Annotated in this window: 14 protein-coding genes; 7 read left to right on the top strand and 7 right to left on the bottom strand. The window is 47.8% G+C overall.

Annotated features, from left to right (window positions below):
- Window positions 1-3 precede the first annotated feature (3 nt).
- The 3 genes from rsxB to M1D72_RS17335 all read right to left on the bottom strand — a co-directional run bounded on the left by rsxB (window position 4) and on the right by M1D72_RS17335 (window position 2,756).
- Complete coding sequence (rsxB, locus tag M1D72_RS17345; RefSeq protein WP_390189127.1) at window positions 4-594, bottom strand: electron transport complex subunit RsxB; 591 nt, start codon at window positions 592-594, stop codon at window positions 4-6.
- Window positions 594-1,175, bottom strand: a complete 582-nt coding sequence (gene rsxA / locus M1D72_RS17340; RefSeq protein WP_390189128.1) for an electron transport complex subunit RsxA — start codon at window positions 1,173-1,175, stop codon at window positions 594-596. Before rsxA ends, rsxB begins: the two co-directional genes overlap by 1 nt.
- A 225-nt stretch (window positions 1,176-1,400) precedes the next feature.
- Window positions 1,401-2,756 carry an MATE family efflux transporter gene (locus M1D72_RS17335; protein WP_456296015.1) on the bottom strand — a complete coding sequence of 452 codons (1,356 nt, stop codon included), beginning with the start codon at window positions 2,754-2,756 and terminating at the stop codon, window positions 1,401-1,403.
- A 246-nt stretch (window positions 2,757-3,002) separates the two neighbouring features.
- Here M1D72_RS17335 and M1D72_RS17330 point away from each other — a divergent pair, with 246 nt between their 5' ends.
- Window positions 3,003-3,884 carry an isochorismatase family protein gene (locus tag M1D72_RS17330; RefSeq protein WP_456296014.1) on the top strand — a complete coding sequence of 294 codons (882 nt, stop codon included), beginning with the start codon at window positions 3,003-3,005 and terminating at the stop codon, window positions 3,882-3,884.
- Window positions 3,885-3,920: 36 nt separating this feature from the next.
- Window positions 3,921-4,742, top strand: coding sequence for a siderophore-interacting protein (locus tag M1D72_RS17325; protein WP_456296013.1), 822 nt, complete (start codon window positions 3,921-3,923; stop codon window positions 4,740-4,742).
- Window positions 4,743-4,848: 106 nt separating this feature from the next.
- Here the strand turns inward: M1D72_RS17325 and M1D72_RS17320 are convergent, their stop codons facing one another.
- Together M1D72_RS17320 and M1D72_RS17315 are read right to left on the bottom strand one after the other, a co-directional pair.
- Window positions 4,849-6,477 carry a (2,3-dihydroxybenzoyl)adenylate synthase gene (locus M1D72_RS17320; protein WP_456296012.1) on the bottom strand — a complete coding sequence of 543 codons (1,629 nt, stop codon included), beginning with the start codon at window positions 6,475-6,477 and terminating at the stop codon, window positions 4,849-4,851.
- A 6-nt stretch (window positions 6,478-6,483) separates the two neighbouring features.
- Window positions 6,484-7,671: an isochorismate synthase gene (locus tag M1D72_RS17315; RefSeq protein ID WP_456297420.1), complete on the bottom strand. Its 1,188-nt coding sequence runs from the start codon at window positions 7,669-7,671 to the stop codon at window positions 6,484-6,486.
- A gap of 177 nt (window positions 7,672-7,848) precedes the next feature.
- On the opposite strand from M1D72_RS17315, the gene M1D72_RS17310 reads away from it, so the two are divergent.
- Entirely contained in the window at window positions 7,849-8,625 is a 777-nt protein-coding gene (locus tag M1D72_RS17310) for a 2,3-dihydro-2,3-dihydroxybenzoate dehydrogenase (protein ID WP_456296011.1), read from the top strand.
- A gap of 78 nt (window positions 8,626-8,703) precedes the next feature.
- Here the strand turns inward: M1D72_RS17310 and M1D72_RS17305 are convergent, their stop codons facing one another.
- Window positions 8,704-9,774 (bottom strand): 3-deoxy-7-phosphoheptulonate synthase, encoded by a 1,071-nt coding sequence (locus M1D72_RS17305; RefSeq protein WP_456296010.1) that lies wholly within the window; start codon window positions 9,772-9,774, stop codon window positions 8,704-8,706.
- A gap of 258 nt (window positions 9,775-10,032) precedes the next feature.
- Here M1D72_RS17305 and M1D72_RS17300 point away from each other — a divergent pair, with 258 nt between their 5' ends.
- On the top strand, window positions 10,033-14,496 hold the full coding sequence (locus M1D72_RS17300) for an amino acid adenylation domain-containing protein (RefSeq protein ID WP_456296009.1): 4,464 nt from the start codon (window positions 10,033-10,035) through the stop codon (window positions 14,494-14,496).
- A gap of 106 nt (window positions 14,497-14,602) precedes the next feature.
- Here M1D72_RS17300 and M1D72_RS17295 read toward each other — a convergent pair whose 3' ends face one another.
- Window positions 14,603-15,952: a condensation domain-containing protein gene (locus M1D72_RS17295; RefSeq protein WP_456296008.1), complete on the bottom strand. Its 1,350-nt coding sequence runs from the start codon at window positions 15,950-15,952 to the stop codon at window positions 14,603-14,605.
- A 459-nt stretch (window positions 15,953-16,411) separates the two neighbouring features.
- Between M1D72_RS17295 and M1D72_RS17290 the strand changes: the two genes are divergently transcribed.
- From M1D72_RS17290 to M1D72_RS17280, 3 genes are read left to right on the top strand one after another with little or no spacing between them, the layout of a single operon-like run.
- Window positions 16,412-18,475 carry a TonB-dependent receptor gene (locus M1D72_RS17290; RefSeq protein WP_456296007.1) on the top strand — a complete coding sequence of 688 codons (2,064 nt, stop codon included), beginning with the start codon at window positions 16,412-16,414 and terminating at the stop codon, window positions 18,473-18,475.
- Between the two features lie 52 nt (window positions 18,476-18,527).
- Entirely contained in the window at window positions 18,528-18,776 is a 249-nt protein-coding gene (locus M1D72_RS17285) for a phosphopantetheine-binding protein (protein ID WP_456296006.1), read from the top strand.
- Window positions 18,777-18,808: 32 nt separating this feature from the next.
- Window positions 18,809-21,763 carry a condensation domain-containing protein gene (locus M1D72_RS17280; RefSeq protein ID WP_456296005.1) on the top strand — a complete coding sequence of 985 codons (2,955 nt, stop codon included), beginning with the start codon at window positions 18,809-18,811 and terminating at the stop codon, window positions 21,761-21,763.
- Window positions 21,764-21,779 lie beyond the last annotated feature (16 nt).

Here is a 21,779-nt window from a genome sequence, read left to right as displayed (position 1 = left end):
TCCTTAATGCACACCATTCTGCTCGGTCGATTGAGCAGAATCGGTAATATCAACAACAGGAATGGCGTCCAATTGCCACTTCCAACTTTCCGGCGTGGTTTCGACTGGAATCATTTCAATGCAGTCGGTTGGGCACGGAGCAACACACAGATCGCAACCCGTGCACTCATCTTTAATGACGGTATGCAGTGCTTTAGTGCCACCAACAATGGCATCCACCGGGCAGGCTTGAATACATTTTGTGCAGCCAATGCACATGTCTTCGTGGATAAAAGCGACTTTTTTTACTGCGTTATCAAGATCATGAGCAGACTCTTGGACTTCAACGCCCATTAAATCTGCAAGTTTTTCAATGGTGACTTGTCCGCCTGGAGGACATTTATTGATGTCATCACCATTGGCAATGGCTTCGGCATACGGGCGGCAACCTGGGTAGCCACATTGACCACATTGGGTTTGCGGAAGAATACTGTCGATCTGGTCGACGATAGGGTCGGCCTCGACTTTAAACCGAATCGAAGCAAAGCCGAGAATAGCACCAAAAATCGCCGCCAGTACTGCAAGTGCGATTATCGCGATAATAATGGCATTCATTATAAACTCACTAGACCGGTGAAGCCCATAAAGGCAAGCGACATTAAGCCTGCGGTAATCATGGCAATCGAAGCGCCTTTAAAGGGCGAAGGAACATCGGCAGCGGCAATTCGTTCACGCATTGATGCAAAGAGGATCAATACCAGTGAAAAGCCGACTGCGGCGCCAAATCCATAAATGATGGATTCGATAAAGTTATGATTTTGGTTGATATTGAGTAATGCAACCCCGAGTACAGCACAGTTGGTTGTGATCAGGGGCAGAAAGATACCTAAGAGCCGATAGAGTGTCGGGCTGGTTTTATGGACGACCATTTCGGTGAACTGGACCACGACCGCGATGACCAAAATAAAGCTCATAGTGCGTAAGTATTCAAGCCCAAGCGGGGCCAGAATATAGGTTTCAACAAGATACGCACACACGGACGCTAAGGTTAGAACGAAAGTAGTTGCTAACCCCATACCTATTGCGGTTTCTAGCTTCTTAGAAACCCCCATGAACGGACATAAGCCCAAGAACTTTACCAGTACGAAGTTATTGACCAGCACAGTGCCAACCAATAACAAAAGATATTCGGTCATAATTATATATTGTAGACATTCCGAGCGCGGTATTATCTCGTTTTGAGCGCTGAATAACAACCAAGGAAACTTAAGGTTTTATCTTGTTCGGAAAATCAAAGCTTGAGAATTCAATCATCTTCGAGTGACAAAGGGGCTTGAGAGCAAGGGAGTTCATCGAGAGAAAAGTAACCTCAAGACCAAATGACGTTGATCTTGAGGTTAATGCGTTTTGCTATGAGTCAGTTAGAAACTGTCCGCGGTTTGTGTCGTCTTTGTTTGCCGCGTTGAACGATGGGCTTGCACCGTTAGAACGCCCGCAGCGGCAGCAAGGCCAACGATTAAAATGCTCCAAATGGTTGTGATACCTGATTCACCAAACCACCAGCCTTTGACGCCAACCACGTAACTCATGGGTAAAACAAACAGCCAGTAGCAGAAGAAGATCGCTGCTAAGGGTTTCACGAACTCTTCGACACCACGCAAAATACTGGATGCCACGATAAGCACCGCATCGACAAATTGGAACGCGGCAATATAACCAAATAGTGCAGTAATCAGTACTACGACTTGCTGATCATGACTAAATAGCGCAGCAAATGGTTCAAGCAGATAGAGAATGGCGAATGCCATCAGAGCGCCGTAAATCAGTGAGAACAACAATGACGCATTGCGTGTTTTGGCGAGATCGTGCCAGTTTTGTTGGGCGCGAAAATGAGCAATACGAATGGTCGCGGCGCTACCAAGCGCAAGAGGAATCATAAATATGACAATCGCAATGTTAATCGCTACCTGATGAGCCGCGATGACTTTCGTTCCCAGCGATGAGGCGAAAAACGCCAGTAAGCACAGCGCAAGAATTTCGACAACAATGGCGATACCAATCGGTAGGCCTTCCTTAAACATCGCTTTCGTTTGCTGTTGGTCTACCGCGAAGGCGTGTTCAGGAAACGCAAAGCGCAGTTGACGTCTGGCAAGAAAGTGAATCATCACGGCGCCCACTGTGACCGAAATGGCGGTTGCCAACCCACAGCCAGCTCCGCCGAGCTCAGGAAAACCAATCAGACCGTTAACCAACACCATATTTAGCCCAAGATTGAGAAGCGTAATCACCACGGTGGTGAGTACCACGGGCGTAAATTGGCTATTTCCCTCACAGAAAAAGCGTGTGAGCACCATATACAAAAGGCCGGGCATGGCAAACGCGACAAAGTGTAAGTAGCCACGAGTGACTTTTGCCACCTCAGGGTCTTCAATAAACCAGTGACAGCTTAACGCCAAAAGATGAATCGTAATGAAGCCAAAAATCATTAACTTGATCGCGTTGTTTTTGCCGTGTTGATAAAGAGCTTTCATTTGAAAATAATCTCGTTGGCTTGCGCTTGACGAGATTTTAGGAACCAAAGCGTAAAGCACGCCGGTTGCGAGGGTGATAACCGGTGTCCACAAATTACTGCCCAGGCCGACACCAGCCAGATGCTGGAAGTGGTATCGCCCAGCAATAAGCGTATCAAACAAGCCGAGTGATGCTTGGCAGACTTGGATGAAAATGATCGGTATCGCGATTTTAATTAATGGTTGATAAATGGAAGTTGAAGCCATATGCGGTCCTTGCCAACAGGTGCTCAATATGACGTTGGTCATGCAAAAGAGCGAATTTTTAGTATTTGAACGCAAATGATAACCATTATTATTTACTTGTAAAGGTGTGGTTGCTAGTATTGGTGAGTTAATTGATTTACTGACTAATAAGAGGTTAAGCCGCACGACTTAACCCTAGGAATCACGTTACGCCGCCAAAGGCTCAGATCCACAACAACGGCGGTTGGCTACCAACAAGGATACATTATGGCTATTCCCAAAATTGCGTCATATACGCTTCCCGAGACAGAGTATTTCCCAGAGAACAAAGTGAACTGGACGATTGACCCAAACCGGGCAGTATTATTGGTTCATGACATGCAAGAATACTTTTTGAACTTCTTTGATACGAGTGCTCAGCCAGTTCCACAGTTAATTCATAATATCGCCCAGCTTCAATCTAAGGCCCGTGAATTAGGCATACCTGTGATCTATACCGCGCAACCTGCCAATCAAGATCTTAACGAGCGTGCGCTACTGACGGATTTCTGGGGGCCAGGCCTAACAGAAGAGACTGCCATCGTTTCAGAATTAGCGCCGCAGCAAGGAGATGTTCAATTGACGAAATGGCGTTATAGCGCGTTTAAGAAAAGTCCGTTACTCGATTACTTACATGAGACAGGACGCGATCAAATCATTATTTCTGGTGTTTACGGTCATATTGGCATTTTGTCTACCACGCTTGAGGCCTTCATGCTTGATGTTCAACCGTTTGTGGTGGGTGATGCGATAGCCGACTTTTCGGCAGAAGAGCATGCTTTCACGCTTAAGTATATTGTCGGGCGAGCAGGTGCAGTGAAATCAACCGAGCAGACGCTGTGCGAAATGAACAGTGATCAAACGCAATTATCGCTTGAGGTAATGCGCCAAGATGTGGCGGCCATTTTGGAGCTGGATCTCGAGGATGTCGAAGCCGATGAGAATCTGCTGTTTCTAGGCTTAGATTCGATTCGCGCAATGACCCTGCTTGAAAAATGGAAAGCCAAAGGCGCGAATATTTCATTCGCCCAAATGATGGAAAGCGTCACGCTCGCCGAGTGGTGGCGATTGATTGAAGCTCAACCAAGCCAAGAGACGCAAGCCGCGTAGACGGCGAGTTTCATTTTACTACACAAGGATAATAATATGAGCGAAAGTGGTTACGATGATAGGCTAAAGCCGCGCTTGATTGAGTGCGTGCGTAAACACTATGTGACGCCGAATTTACTTAGGGTCACGTTTAGTTGTGACGATCTTATTGGTTTTCCTGCCGATAAAAATGGTGGGTTGATTAAACTGTTTTTTGCCAACCGTAAGACCGGAACTTTGGAGTTACCATGGCGCGAAGGCGACCGGATCTGTTGGCCGAAAAATAAACCGGTATCGCGTGCTTATACGGTGAGAAAATATCGCCCAGAATCTAATGAGTTAGACATTGATTTTGTTGCCCATGGTCTAGAAAGCCCTGGTTCTGGTTGGGCGATGCGATGCGAGCCTGGCGATGTTATCGGCTTGGCAGGGCCTGGAGGCCCAGACCCTCTGTTGACGCCGGCTGATTGGCATATCTTAGCCGGGGATTTGAGCTCGTTACCTGCGATCAGTGCCATTTTAGAGGAGTTACCAGAGGAAGCTCAGGGTTATACTTTCATTGAAGTGGATAGCCCGGACGATGAGCATCCTTTATCGCACCCTTCTGGTATTGAAGTGTGTTGGTTGGTCCGTGAACCGTCGAAAGATCCACTGCCGCTGTTAACGGCGATAAGTCAAGTTGCAGCGCCACAAGGTGTAACGTCAGTATCTGCGTTTGTCGCTGGAGAAAATGCGTCGGTGGTTGCATGCCGCAATAAGTTAATTGCTGACTATCAACTCAAGAAAAAGAGCCTTTATGCCATTCCTTATTGGAAGCGAGGCAAGGACGAAGAGAAATACCATGAAGAGCGCCATGAAATTATGGATGAAGAGTATTAGTTGTCGCTCTCAAGTCGTCTACAGCGGCTGTTCGTTTTAAATAAAAACCGATTTCTAATGAAATCGGTTTTTATTGTTCGTGTATTTCTATTTGAGAATTACTTGGTTACGCTGAGACAAAGCGCTGCCTTAGCGTTTTCTTATCAATTTTGCCGACGGATGTTTTTGGCAACAGGTCAACAAACTGAATTTGGTCTGGGATTTTGTAATCGGCTAACCCTGCATCGCGCAAAAATCGCTTTAGTGCAATAGGCTTTAGCGTCTGCTCGGGCTTGAGTACGACCACTGCACAGCTGCGTTCTCCAAGGTATTCATCCGGCATTGCTACCAACGCCGCGTCATGAATTGCCGTATGGCGTAGCATTTGGTTTTCGACTTCTTCTGCCGCAATTTTTTCTCCGCCGCGATTGATTTGATCCTTATCGCGTCCAGTGACAATGATATTGCCTTGTGATGTCCGTTTTACAATATCTCCGGTGGCATAAAATCCTTGCTGGTTGAATGCGCGCTGGTTGTGCTTCGGCGCTTTATAATACCCCCGTATCGTATATGGGCCTTGAGTTAGTAAAAAGCCTTCTTCACCGGGTTTCACGGGCTGACCGTCTTCGTCGACGACCATCACTTCGTCATGCGGTGAAATTGGCCGACCTTGGGTGGTAAAGATCACTTCGTCAGGATCGTCTAGGCGTGTGTAGTTCACCAAGCCTTCCGCCATACCAAAAATCTGTTGTAGTTGGCATTTGAGCGCTTGAGGTACTCGTCTCGCGGCGCTTTCACTGAACTTTGCACCGCCGACTTGCAGCAATGCTAAGCTCGAGATGTCTCGCTCGGTTTGACTGGCGTGATCCATCCAAAGCAGAGCAAGGGGAGGGACGAGGCCGCTCACATTAACTTGATGTCGTTCAATCAATTCAAATGCACACTGTGGTGTCGGATCTTTGCTGAGTACCAAGGTACCGGCAGCCCAAAATACCCCTAACGCCCCCGGCGAGCTAAAGGGGAAATTATGCGCAACGGGTAGTGCGCAGAGATAAATAGTGTGATGGTCAAAATGGCAAATATCATTGCTGCCCACCACACTATAGGCGTAGTCATTGTGGGTTCTTGGAATCAACTTGGGTGTGCCAGTGGTGCCTCCCGATAGCTGAAAGAAGGCCACTTGGGTTGGGTTTGCTGTTTGCTGGTAGTCTGCGCCTTGGTAGCAAGTGTCAAGCGCGATGAACTTATCTTGGTGAGCGGCGTTGACTGGGCCTTTAACAATTACGTGTTTCACGGAAGGGCATTCGTTGACAACTTGAGCGGCTAGCTGCTGATAGTCAAATTGGCGCTCTTCACCGTTGATAATATACGCTTTTGCTTCGGTGTGTTGGCAAAAGAAGCGGACTTCGGCTAAACGGTGCGCTGGCAGAGCCATTATTGGGCGAATGCCTTTTTGTACTAAGGCAAAAAAGCAAAAGTAAAACTCAGCGACATTGGTCATTTGCAGGACGACATTATCGCCTGCTTGCAAACCAAGCTGACTGAATCCGCTCGCGAGTTCTGCGATTTTCTGATGGAACTCGCGATAGCTGATATGCCGCTCCCCACAAATGATGGCTGTTTGATCGGGGTGGCGTTCAACACTGTCTCGTAGATAGTCGAGTAAGGTTTTGTCTTGCCAGTAGCCTAAAGCTCGATATTGATCCGCTAATGCTGGTGGCCAAGGGGTAAATTCTACAGATTCAAGGCTCATCATTGGCTCCTAGGCTGTAAGGTGTTCATTCAATTGGATGCCTGCTGCGGACAAAATCGTACGCATTTTGGCGCCGGTTTCATCGAGCTCACTTTGTGGTGAGGATTCATTGACGATGCCCGCACCTGCAAACACTTTCATTTGTCGAGATTTGACTTCAGCACAACGAATAGTGACCACCCATTCACCGTTGCCGCGAGCATCACACCAGCCGACCATGCCGGTAAAATAGCCACGGTCAAAGCCTTCGAGCTTTTTAATCGCATCGTAAGCCGATTGACGTGGAAACCCGCACACGGCGGGCGTTGGGTGCAAGTCAGCAGCGACTTTTAGTGCACTGACGCTGGAATCGCTCACTTGTCCTTCAAGAACAGTCGAGAGATGGAGCATGGTTTCAGTTTCAATCACAGACGGCACCATTGGGGTGTACAAATTGTGGCAGTACTTAGCCAATACGCGCTCAACTTCTTCAACCACAAGACCATGCTCGTGCAAGTCTTTTGCGGTATTGAGCAGTGAAGCGCGATGTGCGTCATTTTCGTGCTCGGACAGCGAACGAGGACGAGAACCAGCTAATGGATTTGAGATGAGATGGTTACCACGTTTAGCAACCAACAGTTCAGGGCTGGCTCCCATTAGCCGGCTATCGTCATCAATGCGTGCTGCAAAGGTATAACCTTTGGCATTGATGGCCAAAAGGTTATGCAATAGCTCGGTTTGATTGATGTCTTGGTCCGTCGCCACCTCCACGGCACGCGAAAGCACCACTTTCGATAGTCCGGCGTTAGCGAACATCTCAAGTAAGCTGGAGACCCCTTGTTTATAGTGACCGCCTGTCGGTGAAGAAATGACTTTGGCTTGGGATTGATTGTGGTGGCGAGCGCCATTTGCTCGAGGACTGCTTGAGACATACAGCGTCTGCGGCACAACAAACTGAGTTGGGTTTTCTTGATTAAACGGTACGACCCCAAACAAGACGGGATTTTCACAGTCAGCAGTTTTGCTCTGTTCAAGAAGAGCTTGGGCTTGTTCCGCAAGCTGTGAGAACGGGATGGCTTGTTTAAAGTGGTGTTGTATCCCTTTGCCAAGCATAGAGGTATTTGCGGAGGCAAAGAAAAAAGGCGATGAATTGAGATTCTCATCAATCAGTTCAGTGGACATACGAGTATATCCGACAACTTCGCGTTTCATTACCAGTTCCTTCTATCAATGTTGAGTGGTGTCTGGTTGCGCTTTATTGGGCAACCCTTTACATTTGATACTACACAAATGAGAATGCTTATTAATTCCATGTGTTAATTTTTCTCAATAAAAGCATCTATCAGTGAGGCCGACTGCGGCGTTGATAAATGCTCAATTTAAAAAGGGATAGTTATGTCATTAACTGATCAACGTGTTCTTCTTATCGGTGCTGCAACGGGCATTGGTCTCTCCGTACTTCAACATCTATTGTCCCAAGGGGCGCAAGTGGTCGCCGCAGATAACCAGCTTGATACTTTGCTCGCCAACAGTGAATCAATACCGTTTGCGGCGAATCAGCTCGTTTGTCACTCTCTGGATCTCGGCGATCACCACGCTGTGAGCATGCAAATACAGCACTGGGTTGAAGAGCTCGGTCAGTTTGATCACCTCGTGTGCTGCGCGGGCATCCTTAAACCGGGCATGCTTCATGAGATGCCGCTTGAACAAGTGAAACAGACGTATGACGTCAACACCTTTGGCGTACTTGCTGCGATGCAAGCTGTCGCGCCAAGCATGAAACTGGCAGCTAAAGGCAACATGGTCATCATTGGCTCAAACGCCGCCAATACACCGCGTAACGGTATTGGTGCTTATGGCTCCTCCAAAGCCGCGCTGCACATGCTGGTAAAATGCATGGGGATGGAGTTAGCGCCATATGGCATTCGCTGCAATATTGTCAGCCCTGGTTCTACTCGCACCGACATGCAGCGTCAGCTTTGGACCGAGGAATATGGCGAAGCACAGGTGATTGCTGGCGATGCAAGTCAATTTCGTCTCGGCATTCCACTCAATAAAATTGCGGAGCCCAGTGATATTGCTCAAACCGTTCTGTTTCTGATGTCCGAGGCGGCAAACCACATCACCCTGCACGATTTACGTGTTGATGGCGGTGCCACGTTAGATAACTGATCCCTCTTAACAAGCTGGCCTGTGGTCAGCTTTTTTTATTCCATAGGTTTTTGATTTTTATCGCGTATTGACGCCAAATTAAGCGACCGTTGAGTAGCGAACTTCACCGGCTTGGTCTACGGCTTGAGCGAGGGTGTCTAACACCTCAACGGAGTCCTGCCAGCACAAACACTCATCTGTCACCGATTGACCGTAAACTAATTGTCCCGGTTCGATCGCTTGGCTACCTGCGACCAAAAAGCTCTCGCACATGACACCGGCGATACATTGCTCACCTGAAATGAGTTGCTGTGCGATATCACGTGCAACAACAATCTGGTTTTTAGCGTACTTCTGGCTATTTCCGTGGCTGAAGTCGATAACCAATCGACTCGGTAATTGACTTTCGGTCAGTGCTCGAGCGGTTTGGATGACATGTTCAGTCTGATAGTTAGGCTGAGCGCCGCCGCGCAAAATCAGGTGTCCATCTGGATTACCACTTGTCGTGACGCTTACCGAGCCATGGATTGAACTCGACAGAGGCAAAAGTTGCGGTTCTTGCATGGCGTGAATTGCATTGATCGCAATGTTGATATCACCCTGAGTACCGTTTTTAATCCCCACGGCAAAGGGAAGGGCGGATGCCAGTTGGCGATGAGGTTGAGACTCTGCGGTGCGAGCACCTATCGCGCCCCAACAGATCAAGTCGGCTAAATAGGGTGCGAGATTGGTATCGAGAAACTCGGTCGCGGTGGGCACACCTAACGCCAATACCTGCGTGAGAAACTGGCGTGCAGTATGCAGACCCAGAAAGAGGTCCTGACTACCGTCAAGGTTGGGATCAACCATCAACCCCTTCCAACCTGTGCGAGTACGTGGTTTTTCAAAGTAGGTTCGCATCACAATAAGCAATTGGTCACGATAACGCGTTTGTAACTCAGCGATGCGCTTCGCATAGTCGAGCCCTGCTTGAGGGTCGTGTATGGAACAGGGGCCAATAATCACCAGTAAGCGATCATCATCGCCATTCAATATACGTTTAATATCCTCACGGGTTTGTTCGACAAACCTTTGCTGCTGCTGAGTGAGTGAATAGCGATTTGCGAGGTCTTCAACACTGGGGAGAGGTTGAATTTTCTCAGTGTTGAATATTTGAGTTAAATGAGACATGAGTTTTCCAACATGGTTAGCCAACGGACGTACAATGTTGCTAAACGCAAATTTGCTTACGGATATGCAACTGTCTTGTTTACATTAATCGAAATGATAATTATTATTAATTTCATTACGAAATATTGTGTAACATTTTCACCTTTGTCAATCGTTATTTTGCAAACTCGGTTGTTTGGTTTGAGAGTGAGAGCAGTGAGGCGGCCGTATGGTGTTTCACTGCTTTTGGTTTCCGATGATCAATAAAATCTAGCTTGAATGGACGAACTGACGGGAATTCAGGGAGTTGAGACCGTGATATTGGAACAATTAGAGTCAATCGAACTAACACCGATGCAGGCGGCATACTGGGTTGGACGAGAGTCGAAGCAGGCTTTGTGTGGCATGGCTGCCCATTTATACACCGAATTTGACACACAACACCTCGACCCACAGCGCTTAGCTGTTGCGGTCAAACAGTTGTTTACACTTCATCCCATGTTACGGGTGCAAGTGAATCAAGAGGGCAGGCAAACTATTGCTCCGTTGACGTCCCAGCATGATTTAACGATTCATGATTTAACGTTACTCAGTGACGAGGAAGTACAGCAAAAACTGCGCTCTCTGCGCGAGCAGATGTCACATCAAAAGCTCGATCTTAGCCAAGGCAAGGCTGCAGATTTTCGTTTGACGTTATTCGGGAATGGGCGATGCCGTTTGCATGTCGATCTTGATATGATTGCCGCAGATGCACAAAGCTTTCGCATTGTTTTGGAGGACTTGGCACGGCTGTATGAAGGCGATGTTCCTGAGCAAGATAATGAGGCGCCTTGCCCATTCTTTCGCTTTCTAACCCAGCAAACTTCTGGCTCCAATGGGTTTAAGGTCAGCCGCGACTGGTGGCAGAAAAGGTTGAGTCAGGTTGCGCCCGCCCCCGATTTACCATACCTCACGAATAACGCGAGCGCCGCGCAGTGTCAGACGGAGCGTTTCGCTAAGCTAATGTCTTGTGAACAGCATCAGCAGTTACAACAGGTTGCCAAACAGCAGCGGCTAACACTCACCACCGTATGTTTGGCCTTATTTGCTCAATCCCTCGCAAAGGCAACCTGTCAGCGCCGATTTAGGCTGAATGTGCCCGCATTTTTTCGGCCTGGAAATGGGGTTGATGTGCAAAGGGTCGTGGGTGACTTTTCGCGTCTTATGCTCCTCAGTGTCGAAGTTAAAGATGGCCAGAGCTTGAGTGAATTTGCCAGCGATCTGGCAACGCAAATGCAAACCCTTTTGAGTTACAGTGATTATCCGGGCGTGAATGTGATGCGCGATTTATCACGCCATACTGGTGAGCTGCAAAGCTCCCCCGTCGTGTTTACTTCTGGAGTCAATCTACCGCAAGGCAGTTTGTTATCACAGCAAGTTGATAAGGTGTTCGGAGAAATGGTGTGGGCCATTTCCCAAGGTGCTCAGGTGACCTTAGATGCTCAAATTACCGAGCTCAACCAAGGGCTGTTGATCAACTGGGATGTTCGTATGGATGTCTTTCCTGCCGGGTTCATCGAGGGGGTGTTTGATGATTATACCGAACGTTTAACTCGTCTTGCTGCCAACCCCGATGTGATGACGCATAGCGCCAGTGAACGAATGCAGTTCAACGAGCCCGTCACAATGCCTCTCAATGAACTGCAAAAAGCGTACTTGATCGGGCGTGATCCACAAATGCCACTTGGCGGCGTAGCGATGCATGATTTTCGAGAGTTTCACGGGCATGTAGAGGAAGCGCAGTTACGGCAAACGTTAAGTGAATTGGTGGCGCATTATCCGCTGTTACGTACTCGAATTGATGTTGAAAAGATGCAAAGTGTGATTTACCCACAAGGCGTGATGAACATTGAGCAGGTTGATGTCTCGCATCTTTCGCCCCAACATGCGGCGCAAAGAGCAGAGCGAGTGCGTCAACGCTATCAGCAGCGTCTCTATGACCTTGAGCTTCAGTCACCATGGCAAATTTGCATCATGAAGATGCCAGCCCAAGATGGGCAAGCGGCACCGTCAATTATCTTTACGAGCTTTGATGCCTTGATTGCCGATGGGCAGGCAATTTCGCATATTTTGACATTGCTGTTTGAACGTCAGCAGCCACGCCTTGAGCAAAAAGTGGTCATAAACGCCAACCAGGATGATGCACCGCGAATTGAGGCTGACAAGACATATTGGCAGCAGAAATTGTCCGATGTCACTGATGCGCCGCATTTGCCATGGAAAATGCCGTTGGTTTCGATTCGTAATGCCACCTATCAGCGTCAATCGATCGCGATAGATAAAGCGCAGTTGATGAGCTTAACTCGGGTTGGTGCGGGAGAACGGCTCTTTCAAAATTCACTGCTGAGCGCTTTATTGCTCGAGACTCTAGCGCAATGGCGTACCGATGAGACGCCGCTGTGCGTTGGTGTTCCTGTGGCAATTCCTGACCCGAATAAAGCGCTGACCAACGATTCAACTTTTGTCACCGTTGTCTATCAGCCTAATCACGGCTCGTTTATCGATAGGGCTAAGCAGTTGCAACAAGATGTGATGAACGGCCTCGAACATCTGCAGTTTTCTGGTGTCGATCTGGCTCGTTTATTACTCAGTAAAAATGCCGAGCAAAGTGTGGCGCTGCCAGTGGTGCTAACCAATGCATTAAGCTGGAGCTTACCATCTTTGCAATCCGGCGTTGAGTTGGTCTCAGCCATGACTCAAACACCGCAAGTGGCAATGGATTTACGCCTCAGTTTTGATCAGCAACGCAATCTAATCATCAGTGTTGATTATGCTACTCAAGCGATTGAGGATGGATTAGTTACGGCATTTTTAGGTTCTCTTCAGCATGTAATGAGCCAAGTGCGCGAGCGTCAAACTCTGGAATTGAAGCCTGGTGACTTTATCAGCCGCCAACACCTGACACGTAATTCTGCGAATGAACAGTTCCAGTGTTCGCAATTTTTGCAGCGCATTTATGACAACCTCTACGGGCAACACAGTCAGGCTATCGCGCTTTGGCATAATGAGTCCGCGATCAGCTATCAGCACTTGGGTGAACAAGTGGATCGAGTTCGTCGTCATTTTGTTGACTTGCAATTGAAGCAAGGCGATGTGGTGGCAATCTGCTTACCACGAAGCCCGGAACATGTTGTTATGACGTTGGCGTGCGCGCTGTCGGGATTAATCTGGGTACCGATCGATGCTCGCTCGCCAAGTGAGCGGCTTGATTACCTGCTGACACATTGTGACCCTCAGTTAATTTTGGCGAATCAAGCGATTAGCGCGAGCCATGCGTCTGTGAAATTGGTTGATGATTTATTGCTATCTTTGCCACGGGCACAGACGCTTCCAGAGCGAGATTATGCCGCCGCTAGCAGCGCGTTGACTGCTGGCTATTATCTCTATACGTCTGGTACCACTGGCCAGCCCAAGTGTGTGGTGGTCAATAACCAAGCCACTTCGAACGTGATTGGCGCGACTATCGCGCAATGGCAAATGACACGTCGCGATGTGGGCATTTCGGTGACCCCGTTGCATCATGATATGTCGGTGTTTGATTTGCTGGGGACCATGACCGTTGGCGCATCGTTAGTATTACCTGATGCTGAGCAGGACAAAAACGCGTTGTTGTGGAATCAACTGGTGAAGCGCCATCAAGTCACGATTTGGTGCTCCGTGCCTGCGATTTTAGAAATGCTGTTGGCGTGTGAGATGAGTGACGACTTGGCGTCACTTCGTTTAGTGGCTCAAGGGGGCGACTATATTAAGCCTAAAACCATTGCGTATTTACGTCAGCATCTGCCTGCGCTGTCCCTCTATTCTCTAGGTGGCCCGACGGAAACGACGATTTGGAGTATTTGGCATCCGCTCGAAGCGCAGGATATTGAAGTGATTCCATATGGTCATCCGCTCCCTGCAACTCAATATTATATTGTCGATGAGACGCTCTCACATTGCCCTCCTTATAAAGTGGGACGAATTGTAACGGCCGGCGTTGGCTTGAGTTTAGGGTATTTGCAACATGGTGAGCTTCAGCAAACGGATTTCATTGAATTAGACACGCCCGAAGGTGAGTCTGTCCGTGCATTTAGAACCGGAGACATGGGGTATTTTCGCGCCGATGGGACGATTATTTTTGCTACTCGGGTGAATGGATACGTCAAAGTTCGCGGGGTTCGTCTGTCGATGCCGGATGTCGAAAAAGTGCTGCGTCAAATAGACGCGATACAAGATACTATTGTATTTGATTATCAGGAACCCCTCACAGGGGATACGGCATTATGCGCACTTTACACTCTGACGGCGGGGCAATCTTTAAGCCAAAATCAGCTTCGTGAGCAGTTAAAATCACAACTTCCGGTGTCCCATTTACCAAGCCAAATGGTGCAAATTCCAGCATTCCCTCTTTCTGCGAATGGTAAAATTGACCGCAATCGCGCGAAGACCGAATGGCTTCAAACTTCTCAAGGTGCGAAAGAGACCGTTTCAACCTCAACATTCACTGGTGATTTTTCGCCTATTTTAGCGATTTACGCCAAGGTATTGGGTGTCGAGCAAGCTTTGCTTAATCAACAGAGCCGATTTATGGATTTGGGGTTAATCCCATCACACCTTAAACCGCTTGCAACAGAGCTAAATCGTCACTTTGGCGCCGAGCTTAAGCCGGTGCAGTTAGCTCGATGCCACAACGTTGAGCAAGTGGCCGACCTGCTTAGCCAATAAACATAGTCCAGTAGGCCCATTGGTTTGTTAGTGCAACATCACCGTCTTTGGCGGTGATGTTTTTTATGGCGGGGACTGCGAGTATTTATCTATTTTAACCGGGGGATTAGGCGCTGAACTTGAGGGAGTCCGATGGCGAATCTGGAGAGGTAACAACAGGTTGATCAATCACATTCACGAGCGGTTGATTGAGCAGCGAGGTGAGTGAGCAGGTCGGGTGATCAACCTGCATTAAACGCTGGAAAAAATCCTGTAAATGGGTCGCATGTTCGATGGCATCTTGCTGAGGGTAACTGTTGATGTCGGCCTCAATGAAGGCACAAAACTGTTCCGAGTTGGGGGCGCCACGAAACGTAATATTCAGCCCTTCCAACGAACCCGACGCGAGAACGTGTTGCTCCACCTGACAACCTTCAATGGCGGGGGAGTCAAATGGCATCACATTAATAAAGGGAGTCATAAAGTAGTTTTTCCCGCTTGGCAGGTTGTGGTCTTGCTCTATTTGTTCAACACGGTAGCGGCCGTGGCAATAGAGTTTTCTGAGCTGCTGTCGACTTTGTTTCAAATACCCCTGTAGCGTGATGTTTGATAATGGAATCTGTTGATGACAGTAAGGCAAGATATTGACCATCAAACCGGGGATTTTAGCGGCAACGCTGCCCCAGCGATTCATGAATGGTAGCCAAACAACGGGCTCATCACTGAGATTGGATTGTTGCAAATACAGGCAAGTGATGGCGACTAATGCATCGGGCCAGCCAATTGCCAGTTGCTCGCAAATCAAAGCCAGACGCTTTGAGCAGAGCGTGTCAAAGACTACCTGATAGCAGACTTCCTCGCTTTGCGTTGGGTCGTAATCATCTTCTGTAAGCGTCAGGGGAGGCTGCTCAGGCAAATATGAGCGCCAAAATAACTGATCGGCCAAATACTGTTTGCTTGACACATAACGTTGCTCTTCTTGAATAAAATCAGAGTAGGGCTTGAAAGCGGAGCTAAGGGGCGCTGATGACGTCAGGTGATGGTACCACTCACAACAGCGCTGCTCGAAGAGCATCATGCCGTAGCCATCAATCACGATATGATGAGCGCGTGTATACCAGAGGGTTTTGTTGGCTGATAATCGGTACAAACGAAGTAAGGTAATGGGGGAGCGATATAAATCAACGGCGCTTTGCGCATCTTTTTCCATCTCTGCCCAAGCTTGCTTTTCGCCATGTTGCACTGCTCGATAGTCGCGAACATCAATCCCCGCGACTTCGGGTGCGAGCGTCCATGTTCCGCGGGCCGTGAAGTAACCACGAAACACATCGGTTTCATTCAGCGTGTGCAGCAGTGCTTGACGAAAAACCTCGATATTTAACTCACCAGTAATGACTGAGCAGTGCGCGACGGTGTCGACGCTGGCGTTAGGCTGAAGCGTAAAACGTTGCCAAAATGGGGTCTGAGCTAATGTCATGGTCTGCTGCATAGCACGTTTAATCGGGTTGATAAGACCCTAATTACCTTCGATTGATTTCCATGATTTATCATAAACTCAATATGTAATGAGAATCAATATCATTATTGAGTTTCGCTAAGTGAATAGCGAATTCTATTTTTTCTCCCTAATTGACGTCATCGTCCCTACGAAATATCGCGAGTGGAATCTTGGTCACAAAGTGGTACTTGACTCATAAAATTTCACTACAAATGATTATTGTTAACACATGCAAATGAGAATGCTTTACATTTGTGGTTTTTGACAATAGAGTATCAATCCGAACTTGCATGCGCATGCAAGTCAGTGCTCATTTATTAGTTTACAGCACACTCTATTGCCTTATCGGCAGCGCTTAGCATCAAAAAATACAATATGAGTCCTCTTTTAAAGGTGCTTGGATAAGCGTCCGTTGGTGTGCTTCATAGGAGAATAAAAATGGAACTTTTGCCCACTGTGCAAATGAAAAACAACACCAGCACTAAGCTTAAAATCAATGCGCTTTCTGCCGCGGTGACCTTGGCGTGTCTTGGGGTTTTACCTTCTGCCTATGGGGCAGAAGAGGGACAAAATGGCGATGCCGGTAAAGTCGCAGACGTGGTTGTTTACGGTGAAAAAACCGAGCGCTCGTTGCAAGAAACCAGCTCTAGTGTCGTGGTGTTTGATGAAGATGAGATCAAATCTCGCAACGCTAATGAAGCGCGTGACTTACTTAAAATGACCCCCAACGTTGTAGAAACAGGTTACGGCAATACGGTGCCAACCATCCGTGGTATTGATGGCGCAGGCCCAGGTATTGGCGCCGTGGCCTTTTTTGCAGGAACTCGTCCACGTTTAAATATTTCGGTCGATGGGCGTTCATTGACGTATAACGAGTTAGCGTTTGGTCCACTGTCGATGTGGGACATGCAGCAAGCGGAAATTTATCTTGGTCCACAAAGCTTTATTCAAGGACGTAACTCGATTGCTGGCTCAATGGTTCTAAAATCGAACGATCCGACCTACGACTTCCAAAGTGGCGTGAAACTTGGTGTTGGTAACCACGAGTACGTGCAAACTGCTGCGTATATTTCAGATGCCATCATCGAAGATCAAGTAGCGTTTCGCCTGAGCGCGGACCGTCAAACTCGCGAAAGCAGTGTTGACCTTGGTACTTACTCTCCGGCAGGGAACTCTCGCGAGATCGAATCCAATGCAGTTCGTGCCAAATTACTTGTCGAACCCGCACAGATTCCCGCTTTGTCCTCGATGCTTACCTACGCCTATTATGACAGCCGTGCACCGCAAGGTGAGAATCAGCCAAGTGATGCTGCAGGCTCTTCATTTTCCGCTAATCGCCCTGTATTTGAAAGCAAATCTAACAATGTGATTTGGGATGTGGATTACGACATCAACAACAACACGGTGTTTACCGCGAAGACCAACTATACCGATTTTGAAGTGCATCGCTTCGTTGAAGAAGGTCAATTTTTTACTGCGCATATCGATGGGAAAGAGTTCTTTATTGAACCCGCGGTTCGTTATGTATCAGATAGCCAAGCGACCAACGTATTGGTCGGCGTTCGTTACTATCAAGATGAACATGATGACTTTGTCGATGGTATGGGTGACTACCATGACGAAACACAAACTGCATCTGCCTATGTTGAAGTCAAACAGAGTTTGACGTCTTCCTTAGACTTAACGGCAGTTGGTCGTTACGAGCACGAAGATCGTGAGCGTAAAGGGGGCGATGGTATGTTTGCCATTGATTTTGACGAAACCTTTAGCGACTTTATGCCTAAAGTCTCATTGGCTTGGAAGGCGACCGAGAACAGTACCTATGGCGCAAGTGTTTCTAAAGGTTATCGAGCAGGGAGTGGCGGTGTCGATTTCACCAATATGGTCACCTATATCTTTGGTGAGGAATCGGTGTGGAGTTATGAGCTGTTCAGTCGTCATCGCTTGTTCGATGATACGCTGCAGCTCACCACGAACTTGTTCTACAACGACTACGATGATTTGCAGGTTCTAAGTGGTAATACAGTAATGAATGCCGAACAAGCGCAAACCTACGGCGCAGAAGCGACGGTCAACTGGTTTGCGACTCAAGATGTGCAGCTTTATGCCAACTTAGGTTTGTTGAAAACGGAACTATCAGATTCATCACCAGAATTGACTGCGTTTGATGGTAAAGATCTCGCACGTTCTCCTGCGTTTACAGGGTCAGTCGGTGCTCGTTACTGGCTTGGTGATTTTGAGCTAAGCGGTAACGTCAACTACATTGATGATTACTACTCAACCGCAGACAACGACGAAGACGGTAAGATTTCAGGCTATTCAACCACCAATCTGTCGTTAGCCTATAACTTCGACATGGGCCAAGCAAAGCTGTATGCCAATAATGTCTTTGATGCTGATGATGAAGTACTGTATAGCTCCGTGCGTAATTCCATCGATCAAGATTCCCCAGTTTTACTTCCAGAACGTCAAATTGGTGTCTCAGTAGAAATGCATTTCTAAACACGATGCCACCAGCGTTATCAGCTGGTGGCGTTTTATATTGGAGTTAGTCATGAACTTTGATACTTGGATTAGAGAGCGACTGGCGAGCATTACAGGTGATGAATTTAATCAATTAGATGCTAATGCCAACTTAATTGAACATGGGATCCACTCTCTTCACATGATGCGAATGTTAGAGCATTGCCAACGCATTACCCACTCTTCCTTGCTTTACGCCCAGTTAGCCCAGCAGCCCACCATCGCTGCTTGGACACATTTATTACAACGTCACAATAAAGCGGACCAAACCGCTTACTAGTTAACAATTAACAACCAGTCAGTTGGAACGAAATGATGATGGAAAATATCACTCAACCTCAAACGCGGGACGCTAAGAGCGAAGCGCTTAACGAATATGAAGAACTCACTTGGCTACGTCATCAACAGTGTGAGCAGGGCATCCATCAATATGCCATCGCGATAAAACTCTCCCATCACATTGATCGCAGCAAATTATTGACGGCAATCGAACGGGCATGTGCACATTATCCTGAGTTGAAAACCCTGTACCAATTTGACGATGAACTTGGGCTGATAAAGGCGTTTGCACCCACGGTATCCAATATTATCAGCTTAGATAGTGTCTCTTTCGAGCAACAGGCGATTGAGCGTCTACGACAGTGCCAAGCCGCCGCGATTGACCTTCATCACCAGCCAGGCTTGCAATTCCATGTTTATCTTTTAAATCAAGGAGAAGTCATTCTTGGAGCCGTGGTGCATCCGATCTTGCAACAGCAAATGTGTTGGCGTGATGTGTTTAGTGCGATCAGCCGCGCCTATCAACAACAGCCATTCGATGCATCGATTCGAGCAAGTCACTTGCAGCCGGAGCTTATGAATCTCGATAGGGTGAAGTGTCATGTGCCTGGGTTAGAAAGGGCCGCGCTTGATGTCACGACAAAACATTCACCGAGTGAGCCTACGGTAGCCAATACTTTCAGTGCGTGTTTAGACATAGAGCAGTTAACCAAACTCAGTGGTGATGAACTTGCAAAGCGCAATGTTCTCAATGGCGTTGCGGCTTTATTTGCCAAACAAATAAGCCAAGTGACTGACCGTCCGATGGTGAAAGTCAGCTTGCCTCGTGAGTTGGATGACCGATTCTTTGAATTGGGCGCCACCATGATCGAGTCCAACTTAGTCTGCGTGGAGCTGGATTGCAGCCGTGATGATCCCGCTTATATCGTGGCGCAAATCGAGTCACAAATGCAACAAACCGCCCAGCTCAGCAGCGAGACGACTATGCCTCATGTGTTGGTCTCTTGGCTGGCAGACCCGGTAACCTTTTTAAGGTTTGATGGCGTAAGCGTTGACCGCGTTGCTCTGCCAACTACCGATTGTCGTTTCGAGCTGTCGTTGGCTATGGGTGTCAATTGCCGCCAAGAAGGGGTTATTGAGTTGACCACAGCGCCTAATTTGTCAGCTTATGCAGGTGGGTGGATGCTGGAAAGTCTGCTTAAGGCTCTCGATGGTCAGCCACATAACGAATTACAGTTGCGTTCGTTAACTGTGCCGACAGACGCTATTTCTCCAATCGACATTTTATCTCAGGAGGTCACGCAAAACCCAGCGACCTCTGAGCAACAACCAGAGAAAGACATTGCTCAGCTCATTGTGAACGAGTTTCGTGATGCACTCGGCAAACCAGAAATGAGTGTCGATGATGACTTTTTTGATATGGGTGGTCACTCGTTGATTGCCACTCGTGTGATTGGACGCTTGCTGAAACAGCATCAGGTCGAAATTCATATTAATGATCTGTTTAGTTATTCCTCGGCGGCGGCCCTGGCTCAAAAGGCAACCGTTCATCAAACTGAGGTCACAACGCCTCATTTAGACGAGCAAACTCGCAGCGACGACGACGCTTTTCCGCTGTCGTTAGCGCAAAACTCGTTGTGGAAAGCGAAGCAGAAATACGCAGAGTTTGGTTTACATCACATCTTCAATATTCCCTTTGCTTTGCACTTTATCGACCCGGTGGATGAGCAAGTATTTGGTCAAGCGTTTAACGATCTTCTCATTCGTCATCCCGGGTTACGAACCCAGTTTTTCGAGCAAAACGGTGAGCCATTACAACGCGTGGTCCCGGTTGCTGAGCTTGATGAATATCAGTGGTTTTGGACCAGCGATGAAACACCAAGCGAACCTCATGCTGCTGCGCTAAAGCAGGAGTCGGGGCATGGGTTTGATTTAGCCAATGAGCTGCCACTTCGGCTTAAATTTATTCGCGATGCGCAATCAAAACAGCAATATCTGTCACTGCTTTTCCACCATATCGTACTCGATGAATGGTCAGTTAACATTCTGATGGATGAACTTAATCAAGCTTATCAAGCGCGTATTCAAGGGCGAGAGCCCGAGTGGTCATTTGAGCCGTTACCATTCCATCAGTATGCACAAAAGCAGCATGCCTCAGGCATGAATCAACAGCACCAAGCTTTTTGGAAGCAGCACTTGCATGACGCAACTTGGAGCTCGCCGATTTTTGACCATAACCATCCACTGAGTGTGGTGTACGAGGAAGATGATAACCAAGGCGGTTGGGTTGAGTTTAAAATTGAACCTCAGGTCTCTGAGCAGTTGTATCAGTTAGCCAAGTGTCGTAGCGCCTCTTTGTTTAACGTGATGTACGCAGGAATCATTACCGCCTTGCGGTTACTGGGTGCTCCGCAAAACTTGGTGGTCGGTACGCCAGCGTCAGGCCGTCTTGACGCAGAGTTCTTTGATACCGTTGGTTATTTTACCACCATGGTCGTGCACATGAATCGAGTCGAAGAGTCTCTGAGTGTGGTTGATATCATTGAGCAGGTTAAGCAGACCATTAATGGCTCAATGCCATACACCGATATTCCCATCGATCTTATCGAAGAAGCGCTACTGGCACCGGGTGAAGAGCGAGAAAATCATATTTTTGAAGTGTTTATTCAGTTGCATGCCAAAAACAAATTAAATGGTTATTTGGCTGGCGCTTCAGGGGAAACCATTGAGTTTCAGCAGGTTGACCCTGATAAGAGTGAAGGTGGCTTAGGGCTGCAGTTTGAAGTGATGGAAGAGATGATCAGTGGTGAGCCAAGGGTTCGCGTTCTGATGAGTTATCTTGCAAAGCATTATAGCCCAGCCCAAGTTGAATTATTGTCGAATACCACCAGTGACGTATTGACTCGATTTGCAACCTTGGGTGATGGTGACTTGTCTCTGTCTGCGTTACGGACTGAGCTCAAAACCACCAATCCTTATATCGTCTAATCTACGTGTGGCCTGT

It is taken from the genome of Vibrio sp. AK197, assembly GCF_053903115.1.
Note: the sequence above shows the minus strand (reverse complement) of the source record. Positions and strands in the feature narration are given on the sequence as shown.

Coding starts and splice junctions, on each gene's coding strand:
- rsxB (WP_390189127.1), bottom strand. CDS start 594: ATGAATGCCATTATTATCGCGATAATCGCACTTGCAGTACTGGCGGCG.
- rsxA (WP_390189128.1), bottom strand. CDS start 1,175: ATGACCGAATATCTTTTGTTATTGGTTGGCACTGTGCTGGTCAATAAC.
- M1D72_RS17335 (WP_456296015.1), bottom strand. CDS start 2,756: ATGGCTTCAACTTCCATTTATCAACCATTAATTAAAATCGCGATACCG.
- M1D72_RS17330 (WP_456296014.1), top strand. CDS start 3,003: ATGGCTATTCCCAAAATTGCGTCATATACGCTTCCCGAGACAGAGTAT.
- M1D72_RS17325 (WP_456296013.1), top strand. CDS start 3,921: ATGAGCGAAAGTGGTTACGATGATAGGCTAAAGCCGCGCTTGATTGAG.
- M1D72_RS17320 (WP_456296012.1), bottom strand. CDS start 6,477: ATGATGAGCCTTGAATCTGTAGAATTTACCCCTTGGCCACCAGCATTA.
- M1D72_RS17310 (WP_456296011.1), top strand. CDS start 7,849: ATGTCATTAACTGATCAACGTGTTCTTCTTATCGGTGCTGCAACGGGC.
- M1D72_RS17305 (WP_456296010.1), bottom strand. CDS start 9,774: ATGTCTCATTTAACTCAAATATTCAACACTGAGAAAATTCAACCTCTC.
- M1D72_RS17300 (WP_456296009.1), top strand. CDS start 10,033: ATGGACGAACTGACGGGAATTCAGGGAGTTGAGACCGTGATATTGGAA.
- M1D72_RS17295 (WP_456296008.1), bottom strand. CDS start 15,952: ATGACATTAGCTCAGACCCCATTTTGGCAACGTTTTACGCTTCAGCCT.
- M1D72_RS17290 (WP_456296007.1), top strand. CDS start 16,412: ATGGAACTTTTGCCCACTGTGCAAATGAAAAACAACACCAGCACTAAG.
- M1D72_RS17285 (WP_456296006.1), top strand. CDS start 18,528: ATGAACTTTGATACTTGGATTAGAGAGCGACTGGCGAGCATTACAGGT.
- M1D72_RS17280 (WP_456296005.1), top strand. CDS start 18,809: ATGATGATGGAAAATATCACTCAACCTCAAACGCGGGACGCTAAGAGC.